This is a genomic window from Tessaracoccus coleopterorum (genome assembly GCF_011174705.1).
GTDB lineage: Bacteria > Actinomycetota > Actinomycetes > Propionibacteriales > Propionibacteriaceae > Arachnia > Arachnia coleopterorum.
Map to the genome: position 1 here is coordinate 2,435,048 of NZ_JAANIJ010000001.1, position 15,768 is coordinate 2,450,815.

Here is a 15,768-nt window from a genome sequence, read left to right on the forward strand (position 1 = left end):
GGACGGGGCAGCCTGGCACGGCGAATGCGCCATGGTGCTGCCTGTCGTCGACGGCGACGGCCGGCAGGCGGCCCTCAAGCTGACGTGGCCCCACGCGGAGGCGACCCACGAACATCTCGCGCTCCGGATCTGGGACGGTCGGGGGCCGTCCGGCTCATCGCCGCGCACCCGGCGGAGCAGGTGCTGCTCCTCGAACGTCTGGACGGCGACCGGACGCTCAACGACGTGCCCATCCTCGAGGCGTGTGAGGTGATCGGTCGCCTCTTCGGTGAGCTCGACCGGCCCGCCCCGCCGCAGATCCCGCCCCTCGCGACGAAGGCGATCCGCTGGCGTGGGCAGTTCGCGGCCCTTCCTCCGCTGGTGCCGAGACGGCTCGTCGAGCAGGCGGCCTCGACCCTCGACGACCTGCTCCTCGGACCGGCCCCGGCCCGGTTGGTCCATGAGGACCTGCATGACGCAAATGTGCTCGCCGCGACCCGCGCCGAGTGGTTGGCCATCGACCCCAAACCCGTGTCGGGGGAGTGGGCCTACGCCGTCGCGCCGATCGTCTGGAACCGTGCGGGGTAACCGCACGGGCCGGGTCGCCGCGCACCCACGTGCGGCTGCGCGCGGAGATCGTCGCCGACACCGCGGGTCTCGACCTCGACCGCGTGATGGCGTGGACGTTCGTGCGGCTCGTCCTCAACGCGGTGTGGGCTGCCGATCTCGCCCGGCTTCCGGCGACTTCCTGGGCCGGATGATCGCCCTCGCGAAGGCATTTGCCGACGGCGTTGAGTGAGCCCGACCACCTGATTCCCGGAATCCGACGACTTTGTCGGTGGCTGCACCTATTGTCTGTCGTGCAGGCCCCAACCGCGGAAGCGAAGGAAGGTGAAAGGCATGTCGATCCTGCTCAACCCCTATCTGGCGCTCGATGGCACCTGTCGCGAGGCCATGGAATTCTACCGTTTCTTGCTCGGCGGGGAACTCTCCGTCATGACGTTCGGCGAGGCGCAGGGAGGCGCCCAGTTCCCGGGGTCGGACCGTGTGATGCACGCCAGCCTCACCACCGATGACGGCATGGTCATCTTCGGAAGCGACACCATGGATGGAATGCCTCAGACGGTGGGCGATACGGTCGCCATGTCGATCTCCGGCAGCGATGAGCGACTCCCGTCCTTCCACGCCGGGCTTGCCGAGGGCGGGGCCGTGCTCGTCCCGTTCGAGAAGCAGATGTGGGGGACACCTATGGCATGGTCCGTGACCGGTTCGGCGTGCTCTGGCACGTGAACCTGGTCGCCGACCAGTGAGGTAGGCCGCGGCAAGCGGCCCACCGACCGGCGGGAGACCGCCGGGCAGCGGCGCCACCTTCGTCAGGGGCTGGTCCGGATTGGGACGGCTCAGGGGGAACGAAGGTGGCGCCGTCTTCGCGTCCGGCCGGTCTCATCGTGCGTGTAGTGTGCCCCGCGTGGAGCCAGTGATTTCTGCCCGAAGCCTCACGAAGCGCTACGGCGACTTCGTCGCGGTCGACGGCATCGACTTCGACATCGCCCCGGGGAGTCGTTCGGCTTCCTCGGCCCCAACGGCGCGGGCAAGTCCACGACGATGCGGATGATCGCGGCCACCTCGACCCGCACCTCAGGCGAGCTGACTGTGCTGGGGTTGGACACCAATCACCACGGCCCCGAGATCCGCGCCCAGCTCGGCATCGTCCCGCAGGGCGACCTGCTCGACGAGGAACTGCGGGTGATCGACAACCTCATCGTCTACGGAGGCTACTTCGCCCTGCCCGCGCCTACGTCAGGGAACGCGCCGAGCAGCTCCTCGACTTCGCCCAGCTCCGGGAGAAGCGGACGGCCAGGGTCGACGGTCTCTCCGGCGGCATGAGACGGCGCCTGACGATCGCCCGTGGCCTGATCAACAACCCCGGGTGATGCTGCTCGACGAGCCGACCACCGGGCTTGATCCGCAGGCCCGTCACATCCTGTGGGACCGGCTGTTCCGGTTGAAGGAGGAGGGAACGACCCTGGTCGTGACGACCCATTTCATGGACGAGGCCGAACAGTTGTGCGACAGGCTCGTCGTCGTGGACAAGGGTCGGATCGTGGCCGAGGGATCCCCGTCGAAGTTGATCCGGGACTACTCGACCCGCGAGGTGCTGGAGGTCCGGTTCGGGTCGGGCCGCAACGAGCAGGCGGCACGCGCGCTCGAGGGGGTCGGGAGCCGCCGTGAGGTGCTCGCCGACCGCATCCTGATCTACGACGACTTCGGGGAACAGGCGCTTCAGCGGGTCGTCGAGCTCGGCTTGAGCCCCATCGCCTCGCTGGTGCGCCGCTCCTCGTTGGAAGATGTCTTCCTCCGGCTCACCGGCAGGAGCCTCATCGAATGAAATTCGACGGGGTCGCCGACGTCGCCCGCGTGCGCAGGTGGGGCTGGTGGGCGGTCGTGGCGCACCGCGCGCTGCTGGTGCGCAGCTACTGGCCGACGATGCTGCTCACCGGCATCGGCTCGCCGTTCCTGTACCTGCTGGGGATGGGCGTCGGCCTCGGCGTCCTGGTCGACGCGGGAGAGGGAATCGAGGGCGTGGACTACCTCACGTTCGTGGCCCCCGCACTCGTGATGGCCACCGCGATGCAGGTGTCCGCCCAGGAGAACACCTACGGGGTGTTCGGCGGCTTCAAGTGGTCCAACACGTTCACCGCGATGCGGCTGACCCCGATGAGCCCGGCGCAGATGGCGCTCGGCTACCAGGTCTCGGTGCTGGTGCGGGTCGTACCGATGATCGTGTTCTACATCGTCGCGCTCCTCGTCTTCGGGATCGGTGACCCCTGGGTGCGCTGCTCCTGCTCCCGATCGGGATGCTGCTGTCGTTGACCGTGGGGTTTTCGGTGATGGCATGGGTGGCCACACAGCGCGACGACCGGGGGCAGCTCTCCTTCGTGGAGCGGTTCGTCATCGTCCCCCTGACGCTGTTCTCGGGCACCTACTTTCCGCTCGCCACGCTGCCCGGGCCGCTGCAACCCATCGGCTGGGTGTCCCCGCTGTGGCACGCGGCCGAACTGGGCCGGGTCGTGCTCTACGGCGCGCCCGCCACCCAGGGGATGATCGCCGTCCACCTCGGCTACCTGGCGGCCCTTGCCTTCGTGGCCGCGTGGGTCTGCGTGCGTGTGTTCCGGAAGAGGCTGGACCAGTGAGGCCGGGACTCCAGGCACCGGTGCCGCGCGTGCCGGGGCGACTGCGCGGCATCTACTCGGGCAACACCCGCGCCGTGTTGGCGCGCGGCATGAAGGTGATCGCGCGACACAACTATCTCGTCGTGTTGACGGGCTTCTTCGAGCCGGTCTTCTACCTGCTCTCGATGGGGCTCGGGCTCGGCGCGCTGATCGGTGACGTGGAGTTCTACGGGCACGCCGTCGGCTACGCCGCCTACATCGCGCCCGCGCTGATGGCCGTCTCCGCGATGAACGGGGCGCTCTACGACTCCACCACCAACGTGTTCTTCCGGATGCGTTACGGGAAGATCTACGACCAGATGCTGTCCACCTCGCTCGGGCCCGCAGACGTCGCGCTCGGCGAGATCCTGCTCGCCCTGTTCCGGGGGCTGCTCTATGCCTGCGGGTTCATGGTGGTCACCACGCTGCTGGGGCTGAACCTGTCCTGGACGGCCGTTTTGGCCATCCCGGCCGCGCTGCTGGTCGCCTTCGGGTTCGCGGCGGTCGGCCTCACTGCGGTGAGCTTCATGAAGACGTTCCAGCACCTCGATCTGGTCTTCTTCGTGATGCTGCCGATGTTCCTGCTGTCGGCCACCTTCTTCCCGATCGAGGTCTACCCCGAGGCGGTGCGGTGGGTCATCATGGCGATGCCGCTGTGGCACGCCGTCGACATGATCCGACAACTCACCACCGGCATCATCGTGCCCGGCGCCCTGCTCGGACACATCGCCTACTTCGCGGTGATGGTCGTGTCGGGGGTGGTCGCCGCGACGCTGCGACTACGGAAGCTGTTCTTCAGGTAGCGGCCCGGCCCGACCACCCGTGTCGCCGACCCCACCGGGGCAGGACCCTGGTGGGTAGCATCGGTAACCATCAGCGTCGAAAGGCAGTCACCCGTGGCCGAGTCGAACCAGCCAGCCGTAGGCACGACCGATCCGAGCCTCGCACCCGCCGACCGGGTGGCCGCGGCAATGGGGTCGACATCGACACAGGCCTCACGCAGGCCGAGGCCGCCGAGCGGCTGGCGCGCCACGGGCCCAACGAGCTCGTCTCGGCGGCGCCCGACCCGGCCTGGCGGCGGTTCCTCCGCCAGTTCAAGGACCCGCTCGTCTACCTGCTGCTGGCGGCCATCCTCATCTCCATGGTGGCCTGGGTTGCCGAGGGTGCCACGGGTGTGCCGGTGGATGCCGTCGTGATCGTGGTGATCGTGCTGACAAATGCCGTGATCGGCTTCGTCCAGGAGAACAAGGCGGCTGACGCCGTCGCGGCGCTCGCCGACATGACGGCCGCCCGCTGCACCGTGCTGCGCGGCGGCAGCCTCACCGAGGTCGCCTCCTCCGACATCGTCCCGGGCGACGTCCTGGTGCTGGCCGAGGGCGACGCCGTCGGCGCGGATGCCCGCCTCGTCAGCGCATCGTCGCTGAAGGTGCAGGAGGCGGCGCTCACCGGAGAGTCCGAGGCCGTCTCGAAGGGGGTCGACCCGCTGCCCGGGGAGGTGCCGCTCGGCGACCGGATCAACATGGTCCACAAGGGACGGCGGTGGCCCGCGGCGTCGGTCGCGCGGTGGTGACGTCCACCGGAATGGACACGGAGATGGGACGCATCGCCACCCTGCTCGAACAGACCCTCGATGAGCCGTCCCGTTGCAGGTGGAGATCGCGAAGGTCTCGAGGATGTTGGGGCTGCTCGTCATCATCATCGCGGTGGTCGTGATGGCCGCGGTGGCGCTGGTCAACGGCGTCCGCACCATGGCCGAGGCCGTGGACGTGCTCCTGATGGGCGTCTCGCTCGCGGTGGCCGCCGTCCCGGAGGGGCTGCCCGCGATCCTCTCGCTCGTGCTCGCCATCGGTGTGCAGGTCCTCGCCCGCCGGAACGCAGTCATGAAGGACCTGCACTCGGTCGAGACGCTCGGCGCGGTCAGCGTCATCTGCTCGGACAAGACGGGCACCCTCACGCGCAACGAGATGACCCTGCGCGAGATCGTCACCGCCTCCGGGAGGGTGAGCCTCTCGGGAACCGGCTACGAACCCACCGGGGAGGTCAGGCTCACGGGAGAGCACAGCGAGAGGGTTCTCGCCGAGACACGTCGCGTCGTCGGCGCCGGTGCGCTCGCGAGCAACGCCCAACTCGAGCAGGTCGACGGCCGCTGGGAGATCCAGGGCGACCCGACCGAGGCCGCGTTCCTCGTGGCCGGACGGAAGCTGGAGGGTGTGGCCGGTGTGCTCGACGGCTTCGTGCGGGAGGGTGAGGCGCCCTTCGACTCGGAGCGCAAGATGATGTCGGTGCTCGGACACCACGACGCCCTCGGCCTGCACGGTGTGCTGGCCAAGGGTGCCCCGACGTGCTGCTCGAGCGGTGTGTCGCCGAACAGGTGGGTGGGGAGACACGACCGCTCACCCCGGAGCGCCGCGAGGCCATCGCCGCCTCCGTCGAGTCGCTCGGCCGCGAGGGCAACCGCACCCTGGGGTCGCCTGGCGTGAGGCCGAACAGGCCGACTCGGCGGGTGGGTTCCATGACGACTCCGAGCACGACCTCGTCTGGGCCGGGTTCGTCGGCATCATCGACCCGCCCCGCGAGGAGGCCGCCGAGGCGATCCGTGAGGCGCACCGGGCGGGCATCCGGACCGTGATGATCACCGGGGACCATCCGGTCACGGCGGCCCGGATCGCCACCGACCTCGGCATCGTGGAGGCGGGCGATGCCCACGCCGTGACGGGCGGGAGCTGGACCAGCTCGACGACGAGGGTTGGCGCGAGGTGGTGCGTACCACCTCGGTGTACGCCCGCGTCTCACCCCAGCACAAGCTGCGGATCGTCGACGCATTGCAGGAGCAGCGCCAGATCGTCTCGATGACCGGCGATGGCGTCAACGACGCCCCTGCCCTGAAGTCGGCCGACATCGGCATCGCCATGGGGATCACCGGCACGGAGGTCACGAAGGAGGCCGGGGAGATGATCCTCGGCGACGACAACTACACGACGATCGTCGCAGCCGTCCGCCAGGGTCGCGTCATCTACGACAACATCTCCAAGTTCATCCGCTACCTGCTGAGCTCCAACATGGGCGAGGTCGCCACGGTGTTCCTCGGGTGGTGCTGGGCGGCGTCATCGGGCTCGCCGACCCGGCAACCCGGGTGCCACGGTCGTCCCGCTGCTCGCCACCCAGATCCTCTGGATCAACCTGGTAACCGACTCCGGCCCGGCGCTGGCGATGGGGTCGATCCCGAGATCGACGACGTGATGTCGCGGGCGCCCCGGGGCTACGGCACGCCGATCATCGACGGGCACATGTGGCAACGCATCATCGTGATCGGCCTGGTGATGGGGCTGATCAGCCTGGCGATCTTCGACCTGTCGCTTCCCGGCGGGCTGCTGAGCGGGCTCGAGCACCTCGCCCCGACCGGCCTGCAGTTCGAGGTGGCCCGCACGACCGTGTTCACGGCGCTGGTGTTCATGCAGTTGTTCAACGCGCTCAACAGCCGTGCCGACACCGCCAGCGCCTTCTCCCACCTGTTCACCAACAAGTGGCTCTGGCTCTCCTTTGCGGCCGTCACCGTCGGCCAGGTGCTGGTGGTGGAGGTGCCGTTCCTGCAGCACGCCTTCGGGACCACGGCCCTCGACCTGCCGCACTGGGGCGTCGCCGTCGCGGCAGGGGTGGCCGTGCTGCTCTTCGAGGAGGCCGTCAAGGCCGTCCGGCGGGCCGGTCACCCGCAAGGAGTGTGACCTCGTCGGTTCATCCGCGCCGCCGGGCCCGGACCTGCGACGATGGAACCGGAAGACGGAGGAGGAGCGATGGCCAACTGGGATGAGTTGAAGGACTTCGTCCACCGCAACTGGAACGCGACCGACCTGGACGAGCGTCACATCCAGCTCGTGTTCGAGTTGCCCAACCACCGGTCGCAGACGGTGCTCATCGAGCACGCCTCCAACGAGGAGGCCGACTGGGTCAAGTTCAACTCGCCCATCGGAGAGTTGACCGAGATCGACCTCTGGACCGCAGCCGAGAGCCTGTCCCAGAAGGTGGTGGGCGGGTTGATGGTCGAGCAGGGCTATGTCGTCGTGACCAATGCGCTGCCCATCGCCAACCTCACCGGCGACGAACTCGTCGAGACCATGATGCGGATCACCTCGATCGCCGACGATCTCGAGAGCCAGTTCCTCGGCTAGAGGCTCTCCCGGGTAGGACAGCGCCGACCTGGCGGCGCAGCTCATCCATGGTCCCCATGACGGCCAGCGTCTCCGACCACGGGAGCAGCTCCGACTCGGTGCGGCCTTCCGCGATCATCGTCGCGAAGTGGGCGGCCTCGTGGCACAGGCCCAGGTGCCAGGCGATCCCAGGCTCGGGGGACTCCTCGACCGATCCGTCGCGGGAGATGAACCTGATCCGCTGCGGCGCGTAGAAGGCGCCCGGAATCTCGATGCGGGCGTCGCGGCCGCTGATCAGGGCCACCGTCGGGGTCTTCGCCGCGAGCGTCGTGTTGATCAGGCCGTGCGCCATCGGGTGCCCGGCGTAGCCGCTGAGCAGGCCGGAGATCTGGCGGTCGACGCCGGTGAAGGCGGTGGTGCCCGTTGCCTGGACCCGGCCCGGGGCGCCGAGGACGAAGTGGCTGAACGAGACGGGGTAGACCCCAGGTCGAGCATGGCGCCGCCCGCCTTCGCGGGATCGAAGAGCCGGAAGCCGGGGTCGTCGGCGAACCACTGGCCGTGGTCGGCGAACAGGGTCTCGAGGTCACCGAGGGCCCCGTCGGCGAGCAGTTGCCGGACGATGTCCGTGGAAGGCAGGAACCGCGTCCACATGGCCTCCATGGCCGCGACACCCGCGGCCTGTGCCGCTTCGAAGATCTGCCGCGCCTCCGCAGCGTTGCGGGTGAAGGCCTTCTCCACGAGGACGGGGCGGCCCGCCCGATGGCCAGCAGCGCGTTGGCGAGGTGCTCGCTGTGCGGGGTGGCGACGTAGACGGCGTCGATGCCGTCGTCGGCGACCAGTTCCGGGTAGCTGCCGTACGAGCGCTCCGCACCGACCCTCGCGGCGAAGGCCGCCGCGCGGCCGGCGTCGCGGGATCCGACGGCCACGACGCGGCTGCGGGTGTGGGTGTGGAGTGCCTCGGTGAAGGCGCCTGCGATTCCGCCGGGCCCGATCACGCCCCACCGCAACGGTGGGCGGCCATCGGGTCGGGAATGCGTGTCGTGGGGAGCGTCATGGCTCCATTACAGCAGGGGGACCTCACCCGTGGGTGAGGCGACCACCGCAGATCGTGGAGCGGACGCGCATCGTGCGGAGCCGCCCCGCCACCTCATCGGCCGGTCCCGGCTGGAGCGGGTCGGACTCCACCACCACGACGTCGCCCCGCGCCCCGACGCGGAGCCGCTGCCCGTCGGTGGATGCCGAGAGCGCCTCCCGCGCGGTGATGGCCTGCTCCTGGTGCCAGCCGGGCCGGTCGTCGGAGCTGCGCCACACGGCCGCCGCCATGGCGAGCCAGGGGTCGGGGCGGGCCACCGGGGCGTCGGAGCCGAGGGCGAGCGTCGCGCCCGCGTCGAGGAGGGAACGGGCCATGAAGGCGCGCTCCGCCCGGTCGCCCCACACCAGGTCGGTGAGGTCGCGGTCGTCGGGGAGGTGCGCGGGCTGCATGCTCGCCGTCACCCGGAGTGCCGCGAAGCGCGGCACATCGGCGTGGCTGAGCAGCTGGGCGTGCTCGACGGAACCGTGGGCGCCCGTCGCCTCGAACGCGTCGAGGGCGAGCGTGGCTGCCCGGTCGCCGATGGCGTGCACCGCCGCGTCCAGCCCCGCCGAGGCGGCGCGGCGGAGCAGGGCATGGAGCCTCTCGGCCGGGAGGTTCGGTGCCCGGCGGAGCCCTCGTACGGTTCCTCGCACCATGCGGTGCGGGTCGAGAGCGAGCCGTCGCTGATGATCTTCAAGGGCCCCATGGTGATCAGCGGACCGGCGAGCGGGTCGCCGGTGCGCAGGGCGCGACCGATCACCTCGTCGAGTTGGTGTTCGTAGGTTCCCGCGCGCACCCGGAGTCGGTCGATGCCTGCCTCCGCCCGCGCGGGCCAGTCGTTGAACGCATCGGTGAACTCGAGATCGACGATGCCCACCAGCCCGCGGGCGGTCAGCCGGTCCACCGCCGCCAACTCCTGCGCCCGCGTCGGGGTCGTTCCGGGGAGCGACCCGAGGTCGGCCAGCACCGGGAACCAGTCGCCCTCGCGCAGCGGGCCGGTCCGGGGAGGCAGTCCCAGCAGGCGCAGCGCCGCGGAGTTGAGCCATCCGTTGTGGGCGTCGCCCGAGATCAGGACCACCGGCCGCGCACCGCTCACCGCGTCGAGTTCGGCGACGCCCGGCTCCCGTGCCCAGCCTCCCGAGCGGTGCCCGAACCCGATCAGCGGGCCGTCCCCGGGCATGCCCGAGAGCGCGCGGCGGATCGTCGCGCAGACGGCCTCGGGCCCGGGCTCTGCGGAGATGTCGAGCCAGGTCGTCGAGCGCGTCCACTGGCCGAAGTGGACGTGCGCGTCCCACAGGCCCGGCACCAGGTACCCGCCGTGCGCATCCACCAGCCGTGCGCCGGTCGTGTCGAGCCCGGGCCCATCCCGACGATCCGGCCGCCCTCGATCCGAACGTCCATCCGGTGTCCGCCCGCGAGGCGGCCTCCGGCGATGACCAGCGCGGTCATGCCCGCCTCGGCGGGGTCAGCGACGGCGACAGCACGAGGCCGAGCACGGCCGCGACGGGCAGCACGATGAGCGCCCAGCGCAGGTCGACGGCATCGGCGACCAGCCCGATCAGCGGGGGCCGGCGAAGAAGCCGACCCGCATGAGCCAGGTGACGAAGGTCAGGCCGTTGCCGTGGGCCATGCCGGGCAGTTCGTTCGCGGCGTGCATCGCGAGCGGGATGGCCGTGGCGATGCCCAACCTGCGCAGGCGAAACCGACCAACGTCATGGCGGCCGACGGGAATGCGACGGCCGCCGCGGTGCCGACGAGCGCGATGACGAGCCCCTGCGTGACGACGCCCCGCGCGCCGATGCGGTTGGTCAGCGCGTCTCCGGTGAACCGGCCGATCACCTGCGCTCCCTGCAGCGCCACGAAGGCCATGCCCACCACGAACGGGGTCACCTCGAACATCGAGTCCATGTAGACGGCGCCCCACGAAGCCCCGAGTCCTCGATGATGCCGACGGAGGCTCCCAGCAGACCGAGCGCGATCAGGCGTGGCAGCCAGCGGCGGGGATTCCGCCCGACACGGTGGTGCCCTCCCCGGCGGGCCGCGCGTCCGGTGTGCGGAGCAGCAGCGTCTTCGCGTAGATGGCCATCGCGCCGAAGATCACGAAGGCGACGAGGCACTGCACCCAGATCGGCACCCGGGCCTGGGCCGCGATCGAGCCCAGCAGGCCGCCCGACACGGCCCCGACGGACCACCAGCCGTGCAGGCCGTTGACGATCGAGCGGCCGTAGAGGCTCTGAACCCGCAGCCCGTGGGCGTTCATGGAGATGTCGCTGATCGCGTCGAAGCCCGCCATCGCGAAGATCCCGAGCGCGAACACCGGCCACACGGTTGCGTTGCCGTACACGCTGAGCATGGCGAGCCCGAGCAGTGCGGTCACCACGTTGACGCGCGCCGAGGAGTACCGCCGGATGAGCCGCGCGGTGAACAGGCCCGCGATCAGTCCGCCGAGCGGGCCGAGCCCCACGACGAGACCCAGCCGAGGTCGTCGAGCCCGAGGGCGGCCTTGATCTCGGGGTAGCGGGCAGGAGGGAGGCGAAACCGACACCGTTGAGCCAGAACATGATCGTGACGCCCCATCGGGCTCGGACGACCTCACGCGCGGGGGCCACGCCGTGTCCTAGGCCGTCAGGGCAGCGAGCACCAGGTCGGGATCGGGGTTCGTGTGTGCCACGCCGTCGATCACCACCGTGGGAACGACCTCGTTGCCGTCGTTGACGCCGGCTACGAATGCCGCGGCCTCCGGGTCGCTCCAGATATCGATCCAGTCGGCGCGCGGGGCGTGGTCGCCGAGTACGCCCGTAGCCGCTCGCAGTACATGCAGCCGGGGCGCCAGTAGACGAGGACGCCGCTCTCTCCAGTCATCACCCGGGACAGGCTACCGGCCCGTTCCGCGCCCGCCCGCTCCGGCCCGGTCGTCACCTGAGGATAGTCAGACCTCCTGCGACGAGGGCGTCCAGGCTCTGCCAGTCCGTGGCGCTCACACCCACCGCCGACAGGACCTGCAGTTTCGTCAGGGAGGCCAGCGGTGCGACCCGCTGGACGGGTGTCCTGTCGATGTCGAGCTGGGTCAGGCTGGTGAGCTTCCCGATCGGGGTGAGATCGCCGATCCCGGTGCTGGTGATCGACAGTATCGAGAGCGACGTCATGCCACCCAGCGGCGCGGCGGAGGTGACGTCGGGGTTTGACGCGACGTCGAGGATCAGGAGCGCCTTCAGATTGGTGAGCGGGGTGAGGCTCGACAGATTCGAGTCGGCGATGGACAGTCCCCGCAACTGGGTGAGCGACGTGAGCGATGAGGCGTCCAGCCGGGTGCTCGACGACAGGTCGAGGAAGACCAGCCCCGCCGCGTCCTTCAGGGGTGCGACGCTGCGCACGTCGGTGCCGATCGCCTCGACGGTGTTGAGGTTGGGCAGCTTGCCGAGCGGGGCCACGTCAGTGACCGGGTTGTCGGAGATGTACAGGGTGTACAGGGCGGTCATGCCCGCGAGCGGGCGAGGCTGGTGATCCGGTTCCTGGACAGGTCCAGGAACCGGAGGCGCGTCAGCTTCGTCAGGGGGTGATGCTGGTGATGGAGTTGGCCGCCAGATCGAGGCTGGTGAGGCCGGTGAAGTTCTCCATCCCGGACAGGTTCTCGACGTTGCCGTTGCAGGTGGCCTCCACGACCGCGGCGGCGGTGGCGATGGTGAACGGAGCGGTGGCGCCGATCCCTGCCGCCCTGCGCATGCACGCCTCGAGGTCGGGGTCCCGGAAGGTCACCCCGGTCGGCGGCGTGGTCGGCGGGGTGGTCGGTGGCGTCGTCGGCGGGGTGGTGGGTGGCTTGGTCGGTGGGGTGGTGGGTGCGATGGAGAACCGCACGATGTTGTTGAACACCCACTTGACCTGGTGCCGGAAGCCGGTGGCGGTCTTCACGATCACGCTGGCCTGTGCATAGCTGCGACAGCCGTTGCGCCCGGTGGTGGGGTGTCGCACTCGGTGCGCCACTTCCGCCCGTCCGTCGCGGTCCAGGAGCCCGCCTTGCCGAGCGGGTTCCTCACCCACGCGGAGCGCGGCGAAGGCAGGTAGGTGAGGTTGTTGAACGTCCAGGTGTTGCTCGTGACGTAGCGGCCGTTGCGGTACGTGATCACCGTCGCCAGGATCTCGGTGCGGCAGCGCGTGGTGATGGAGTACTTCTCGCAGCGGGTGTCCCACCAGCGGCCGTTGACGAAGTGTCTGCCCGGAGTCGTGTAGACGTCGATCTCCGCCTTGGCGGGGAGGCCGTGACCAGGCTTCCGGTCGCGACGAGAAGTGTGATGAGAGCGATCCGTAGCAGGTTTTTCACGGGTCCCCAGATGCGAGCGATGGTGCCGACGGACCGCATCCGCTCCGCTGAGACGATGGGCCTTCTTCCGGTGCATCCGGGAGGGCCGTCGGCCGCCCCGGTCCAGCCACGATAGGCCGCACCCGTCGGATGATGCGAGGACAAGGCGATATCCATGCGCGCGACTCGCGGCCCGGGTGGCCGATCCTCACGCCGTGGCCGCAGCCGAACCTCGGGACGCGGGTGCCGGTTCGGCGCGGCCGCGCGGGATTTCCGGAAGACCTCCGTCTCGCCGGACGTGTCGCCCGGTGTCAGCGGCCGAAGCTGCTCGGTTCCGCGCCGAGGGTCGTCTCCAACTGCAGGAGCTCGTCGACCAGCTCGCGCGGAAGGCGCCAGCCGAATGTGTCGAACCAGCGGCCGATGCGCGGCACCTCGTCGCGCCACTCCTGCTCCCGGTATCCGACCACCTCCCGGAGATCGGACTCCGTGATGTCCAACCCTCCACGTCGAGCCCGTCCTCGGTGGGGAGCAGGCCGATCGGGGTCTCGCGGGCATCCACGAGGCCGTCGACGCGCTGCGCGATCCACTTCAGTACCCGGGAGTTCTCGCCGAAGCCCGGCCACATGAAGCGGCCGTCGCCATCGCGTCGGAACCAGTTGACGTAGAAGATCTTCGGCAGCTTGTCCTGGTCGGCCTGCGCGCCGATGTCGATCCAGTGCTGGACGTAGTCGGCGACGTGATAGCCGATGAACGGCAGCATCGCCATGGGATCGCGCCGCAGCACCCCGACGGCCCCTTCGCGGCGGCCGTCGACTCCGATGAACAGGTAGCCCCCATGAAGACGCCGTGGCGCCAGTTGCGCGACTGCATCACAAGGGGACGGTGTTCTCCCTGCGACCGCCGAAGATGATCGCGTCGAGGGCGACGCCGGCCGGATCGTGGTACTCGTCCGCCAGGATCGGGCACTGCTCGATCGGGGTGCAGAACCGGCTGTTCGGGTGGGCGGCCTTCTCCTCGGGGCGGCCGCCCTCGGGCCGGATCCCCGTGCCAGCGGCGGCCCTTCCAGTCGTGCAGCGTCGCCGGCTTCTCCGGGTCATGCCCTCCCACCAGATGTCGCCGTCCTCGGTGAGGGCCACGTTGGTGAACAGCGAGTTTCCCCGGCGGATGGCGCGCATCGCGTTGGGGTTGGTGTCCTCGCTGGTGCCGGGGGCCACGCCGAAGAACCCCGTCTCCGGGTTCGTCGCGTACAGGCGGCCGTCGTCGCCGAACCGCAGCCAGGCAATGTCGTCTCCGAGGGTCTCGACCTTCCACCCCGCCACCGTCGGTTCCAGCATGGCGAGGTTGGTCTTGCCACACGCGGACGGGAAGGCCGCGGCGATGTGGTAGGCGCGCCCTCGGGGAGGTGAGCTTCAGGATCAGCATGTGCTCGGCCATCCAGCCCTCGTCGCGGCCATCACCGACGCGATGCGCAGCGCGTAGCACTTCTTGCCCAGCAGCGAATTGCCCCGTATCCGGAGCCGTACGACCAGACCATCTTCTCGTCGGGAAGTGGACGATGTACTTCGTCTCGTTGCAGGGCCATGCGACGTCGGGCTGGCCTTCGGCCAGCGGCATGCCGACCGAGTGCAGGCACGGCACGAAGTCGGCTCCGGTGGCCTCCATCGCCGCGAGCGTCTCCGCCCCATCCGCGTCATGATCCTCATGGAGAGCGCCACGTAGGCAGAGTCGGAGACCTCCACCCCGAACTTCGGATCCTCCGCGTCCAGGTGACCCATGCAGAACGGCATCACATACATCGTCCGGCCCACCATGCAGCCGTCGTACAACTCGGTCATGATCCGCTTCATCTGCGCCGGATCCATCCAGTTGTTGGTGGGGCCGGCGTTGCGCTCGTCGTTGGAGCAGATGAAGGTCGAGTCCTCGACGCGGCCACGTCGTCGGGGTCGGTCCGGGCATACAGCGAATTGGGCTGGAGGGCATCGTTGAGGCGCACCAGGGTGCCCGCATCGACGAGCCCGGCGGCGAGCGCAGCGGCCTCCTCGGACGAGCCGTCACAGTAGTGGATGGCATCGGGCCTGCACAGGTCGACGACCGTGTCGAGCCAGGCGAGAAGGCGGGCGTGGGTCGGCGCGGTGCCGGTGCTCGGGATCAGCTGGCGACGTGGGTGGGATTCGGACTGGTTGAACATCGGTCTCCTCCGTCGGGGCAGGTCAGCGTTGAGTGCCTCCAATGCCAGGGTAGGCCAGCGCGACGCGCTGTGGGGAACCATTGGCGTGTCGGGTAGGGTTCCGGATGTGCGTAAACCCCTGATGTTCGCCGGTGTCTTTGCCCTTGTCGCGGCGCTCAGCGCCTGCGCGGGGCCGATGGCGGAGCGACCCCGCGGGTCACCCGAGCGTCGCCGACCCCGGCACGGCCCTTCCCGAACCGACCCTCGCTCCGCCCCGAGCGTGGAGGCCACCCGCTGCCCGAGCCGTCCGCCACCGGGCCGTCGCAGGCACCCGAGGTCGTTCCCACTCAGGAGTCGCCCCAGGCATCGCTTCCCCCGGTCGAGCAGCCGCCGGTCGTCGGCGGCCCGTGGGCCGAGGTCGACGTGACGGTCCGGGACGCGGCCCAGGCCGGGGCCGCGTCCTCACTCCCGGCCTCGTTGCGCGCCTTCCTGGCGAGCCGGGTCGGAGTCGAGGACGACGGCGGCTGCACCACGACCGAAGTGGAGATCAGGGCCGTCCACCCGGACGGGTTCGCCTTCGGATCCGAGGAGTCCGACTGTGGCGGCGGGCAGGTGATCTGGGGCATCACCGAGGGCCAGTGGCACTACATCACCCAGTTCGAGGACGCCATCCCCTGCCGGGAGTTCGCCCTCAACTCGGTGCCGGAGGCCGTGCCGGGGTTGCGCTGCCTCGATGACTCCGGGAAGGCGGCCGACTACTGATGCCCAACCTCCGAACCGCCGCGGTCGCGGCCGGGCTGCTCCTCGTCGTCGGGTGCGCCCCGGAAACCACCGTCGGTCCCACCCCACCCGAACCGCCACCTCCACCCCGTCGCCCTCGTCGTCCGCATCCGCCT

23 protein-coding genes and 5 pseudogenes are annotated in these 15,768 nt (G+C 69.8%); 16 read left to right on the forward strand and 12 right to left on the reverse strand.

The window, feature by feature from the left end:
• The first annotated feature begins 24 nt into the window (after nucleotides 1–24).
• From G7085_RS26850 to G7085_RS15660, 14 genes and pseudogenes are all read left to right on the forward strand, one after another.
• The gene (locus G7085_RS26850; protein WP_331715724.1) at nucleotides 25–567 is read left to right on the forward strand and encodes an aminoglycoside phosphotransferase family protein; all 543 of its coding nucleotides are present in this window, start codon (nucleotides 25–27) and stop codon (nucleotides 565–567) included.
• 29 nt (nucleotides 568–596) lie between these two features.
• Nucleotides 597–740: a hypothetical protein gene (locus G7085_RS15615; RefSeq protein ID WP_197511667.1), complete on the forward strand. Its 144-nt coding sequence runs from the start codon at nucleotides 597–599 to the stop codon at nucleotides 738–740.
• Between the two features lie 139 nt (nucleotides 741–879).
• Nucleotides 880–1,269, forward strand: a complete 390-nt coding sequence (locus tag G7085_RS15620) for a VOC family protein (RefSeq protein ID WP_197511668.1) — start codon at nucleotides 880–882, stop codon at nucleotides 1,267–1,269.
• A 187-nt stretch (nucleotides 1,270–1,456) separates the two neighbouring features.
• On the forward strand, nucleotides 1,457–1,594 hold the full coding sequence (locus G7085_RS35240; protein WP_408647118.1) for a hypothetical protein: 138 nt from the start codon (nucleotides 1,457–1,459) through the stop codon (nucleotides 1,592–1,594).
• Nucleotides 1,579–1,866 (forward strand): annotated as a pseudogene (locus tag G7085_RS35245) (hypothetical protein); the annotation flags it as partial. The gene G7085_RS35240 and the pseudogene G7085_RS35245, both read left to right, overlap by 16 nt.
• Before the next feature lie 43 nt (nucleotides 1,867–1,909).
• On the forward strand, nucleotides 1,910–2,368 hold the full coding sequence (locus G7085_RS35250; protein ID WP_408647119.1) for a hypothetical protein: 459 nt from the start codon (nucleotides 1,910–1,912) through the stop codon (nucleotides 2,366–2,368).
• The gene (locus G7085_RS15630) at nucleotides 2,365–2,853 is read left to right on the forward strand and encodes an ABC-2 transporter permease (protein WP_197511669.1); all 489 of its coding nucleotides are present in this window, start codon (nucleotides 2,365–2,367) and stop codon (nucleotides 2,851–2,853) included. The genes G7085_RS35250 and G7085_RS15630 overlap by 4 nt, the downstream gene beginning before the upstream one ends.
• Nucleotides 2,838–3,173: an ABC transporter permease gene (locus tag G7085_RS15635; protein WP_197511670.1), complete on the forward strand. Its 336-nt coding sequence runs from the start codon at nucleotides 2,838–2,840 to the stop codon at nucleotides 3,171–3,173. Before G7085_RS15630 ends, G7085_RS15635 begins: the two co-directional genes overlap by 16 nt.
• A gap of 20 nt (nucleotides 3,174–3,193) precedes the next feature.
• Nucleotides 3,194–3,994, forward strand: coding sequence for an ABC transporter permease (locus G7085_RS15640; RefSeq protein ID WP_331715725.1), 801 nt, complete (start codon nucleotides 3,194–3,196; stop codon nucleotides 3,992–3,994).
• Nucleotides 3,995–4,044: 50 nt separating this feature from the next.
• A complete protein-coding gene (locus tag G7085_RS30780) occupies nucleotides 4,045–4,761 on the forward strand; it encodes an HAD-IC family P-type ATPase (RefSeq protein WP_197511671.1) in 717 nt (238 codons plus the stop codon).
• A gap of 103 nt (nucleotides 4,762–4,864) precedes the next feature.
• Entirely contained in the window at nucleotides 4,865–5,671 is an 807-nt protein-coding gene (locus tag G7085_RS30785; protein WP_269451889.1) for an HAD-IC family P-type ATPase, read from the forward strand.
• Between the two features lie 112 nt (nucleotides 5,672–5,783).
• Nucleotides 5,784–6,044, forward strand: coding sequence for a hypothetical protein (locus G7085_RS30790; protein WP_331716011.1), 261 nt, complete (start codon nucleotides 5,784–5,786; stop codon nucleotides 6,042–6,044).
• Nucleotides 5,951–6,913 (forward strand): HAD-IC family P-type ATPase, encoded by a 963-nt coding sequence (locus G7085_RS36375; RefSeq protein ID WP_197511673.1) that lies wholly within the window; start codon nucleotides 5,951–5,953, stop codon nucleotides 6,911–6,913. The genes G7085_RS30790 and G7085_RS36375 overlap by 94 nt, the downstream gene beginning before the upstream one ends.
• 69 nt (nucleotides 6,914–6,982) lie before the next feature.
• Nucleotides 6,983–7,357 carry a hypothetical protein gene (locus G7085_RS15660; protein WP_197511674.1) on the forward strand — a complete coding sequence of 125 codons (375 nt, stop codon included), beginning with the start codon at nucleotides 6,983–6,985 and terminating at the stop codon, nucleotides 7,355–7,357.
• Here the strand turns inward: G7085_RS15660 and G7085_RS26885 are convergent.
• From G7085_RS26885 to G7085_RS35260, 4 genes and pseudogenes are all read right to left on the reverse strand, one after another.
• Nucleotides 7,314–7,688, reverse strand: a complete 375-nt coding sequence (locus G7085_RS26885; RefSeq protein ID WP_231979595.1) for a hypothetical protein — start codon at nucleotides 7,686–7,688, stop codon at nucleotides 7,314–7,316. The two genes, G7085_RS15660 and G7085_RS26885, sit on opposite strands and share 44 nt — an antisense overlap.
• A complete protein-coding gene (locus tag G7085_RS26890) occupies nucleotides 7,673–8,074 on the reverse strand; it encodes a Gfo/Idh/MocA family protein (RefSeq protein WP_231979596.1) in 402 nt (133 codons plus the stop codon). The genes G7085_RS26885 and G7085_RS26890 overlap by 16 nt, the downstream gene beginning before the upstream one ends.
• A 47-nt stretch (nucleotides 8,075–8,121) precedes the next feature.
• Nucleotides 8,122–8,331 (reverse strand): annotated as a pseudogene (locus G7085_RS35255) (Gfo/Idh/MocA family oxidoreductase); the annotation flags it as partial.
• An 82-nt stretch (nucleotides 8,332–8,413) separates the two neighbouring features.
• Nucleotides 8,414–9,738: pseudogene (locus G7085_RS35260) on the reverse strand (amidohydrolase).
• A gap of 74 nt (nucleotides 9,739–9,812) precedes the next feature.
• On the opposite strand from G7085_RS35260, the gene G7085_RS15675 reads away from it, so the two are divergent.
• On the forward strand, nucleotides 9,813–10,001 hold the full coding sequence (locus tag G7085_RS15675; protein WP_197511677.1) for a hypothetical protein: 189 nt from the start codon (nucleotides 9,813–9,815) through the stop codon (nucleotides 9,999–10,001).
• A 15-nt stretch (nucleotides 10,002–10,016) separates the two neighbouring features.
• Here G7085_RS15675 and G7085_RS15680 read toward each other — a convergent pair whose 3' ends face one another.
• From G7085_RS15680 to G7085_RS26910, 8 genes and pseudogenes are all read right to left on the reverse strand, one after another.
• Entirely contained in the window at nucleotides 10,017–10,307 is a 291-nt protein-coding gene (locus G7085_RS15680) for a hypothetical protein (protein WP_197511678.1), read from the reverse strand.
• 79 nt (nucleotides 10,308–10,386) lie between these two features.
• On the reverse strand, nucleotides 10,387–10,872 hold the full coding sequence (locus tag G7085_RS15685; RefSeq protein ID WP_197511679.1) for an MFS transporter: 486 nt from the start codon (nucleotides 10,870–10,872) through the stop codon (nucleotides 10,387–10,389).
• A gap of 451 nt (nucleotides 10,873–11,323) precedes the next feature.
• Nucleotides 11,324–11,887, reverse strand: a complete 564-nt coding sequence (locus tag G7085_RS15690; RefSeq protein ID WP_197511680.1) for a leucine-rich repeat domain-containing protein — start codon at nucleotides 11,885–11,887, stop codon at nucleotides 11,324–11,326.
• Between the two features lie 70 nt (nucleotides 11,888–11,957).
• The gene (locus tag G7085_RS15695) at nucleotides 11,958–12,317 is read right to left on the reverse strand and encodes a hypothetical protein (protein WP_197511681.1); all 360 of its coding nucleotides are present in this window, start codon (nucleotides 12,315–12,317) and stop codon (nucleotides 11,958–11,960) included.
• Nucleotides 12,318–12,319: 2 nt separating this feature from the next.
• Nucleotides 12,320–12,802 carry a hypothetical protein gene (locus G7085_RS15700; RefSeq protein WP_197511682.1) on the reverse strand — a complete coding sequence of 161 codons (483 nt, stop codon included), beginning with the start codon at nucleotides 12,800–12,802 and terminating at the stop codon, nucleotides 12,320–12,322.
• Between the two features lie 111 nt (nucleotides 12,803–12,913).
• Nucleotides 12,914–14,084 (reverse strand): annotated as a pseudogene (locus G7085_RS35265) (phosphoenolpyruvate carboxykinase domain-containing protein).
• 214 nt (nucleotides 14,085–14,298) lie between these two features.
• Nucleotides 14,299–14,661: pseudogene (locus tag G7085_RS35270) on the reverse strand (hypothetical protein); the annotation flags it as partial.
• Entirely contained in the window at nucleotides 14,549–14,893 is a 345-nt protein-coding gene (locus G7085_RS26910) for a hypothetical protein (protein ID WP_231979597.1), read from the reverse strand. The gene G7085_RS26910 and the pseudogene G7085_RS35270, both read right to left, overlap by 113 nt.
• 402 nt (nucleotides 14,894–15,295) lie before the next feature.
• Between G7085_RS26910 and G7085_RS15710 the strand changes: the two genes are divergently transcribed.
• On the forward strand, nucleotides 15,296–15,634 hold the full coding sequence (locus tag G7085_RS15710) for a hypothetical protein (RefSeq protein ID WP_197511683.1): 339 nt from the start codon (nucleotides 15,296–15,298) through the stop codon (nucleotides 15,632–15,634).
• Nucleotides 15,635–15,768 lie beyond the last annotated feature (134 nt).

Bases quoted from the DNA above. Each gene is read 5' to 3' on its own strand.
- G7085_RS26910 (WP_231979597.1), bottom strand. From the start codon at position 14,893: ATGTTCAACCAGTCCGAATCCCACCCACGTCGCCAGCTGATCCCGAGC.
- G7085_RS15690 (WP_197511680.1), bottom strand. From the start codon at position 11,887: ATGACCGCCCTGTACACCCTGTACATCTCCGACAACCCGGTCACTGAC.
- G7085_RS15635 (WP_197511670.1), top strand. From the start codon at position 2,838: ATGCTGCTGTCGTTGACCGTGGGGTTTTCGGTGATGGCATGGGTGGCC.
- G7085_RS15700 (WP_197511682.1), bottom strand. From the start codon at position 12,802: ATGCACCGGAAGAAGGCCCATCGTCTCAGCGGAGCGGATGCGGTCCGT.
- G7085_RS15630 (WP_197511669.1), top strand. From the start codon at position 2,365: ATGAAATTCGACGGGGTCGCCGACGTCGCCCGCGTGCGCAGGTGGGGC.
- G7085_RS30785 (WP_269451889.1), top strand. From the start codon at position 4,865: ATGTTGGGGCTGCTCGTCATCATCATCGCGGTGGTCGTGATGGCCGCG.
- G7085_RS15620 (WP_197511668.1), top strand. From the start codon at position 880: ATGTCGATCCTGCTCAACCCCTATCTGGCGCTCGATGGCACCTGTCGC.
- G7085_RS15680 (WP_197511678.1), bottom strand. From the start codon at position 10,307: ATGTTCGAGGTGACCCCGTTCGTGGTGGGCATGGCCTTCGTGGCGCTG.
- G7085_RS26850 (WP_331715724.1), top strand. From the start codon at position 25: ATGCGCCATGGTGCTGCCTGTCGTCGACGGCGACGGCCGGCAGGCGGC.
- G7085_RS15660 (WP_197511674.1), top strand. From the start codon at position 6,983: ATGGCCAACTGGGATGAGTTGAAGGACTTCGTCCACCGCAACTGGAAC.
- G7085_RS26885 (WP_231979595.1), bottom strand. From the start codon at position 7,688: ATGGCGCACGGCCTGATCAACACGACGCTCGCGGCGAAGACCCCGACG.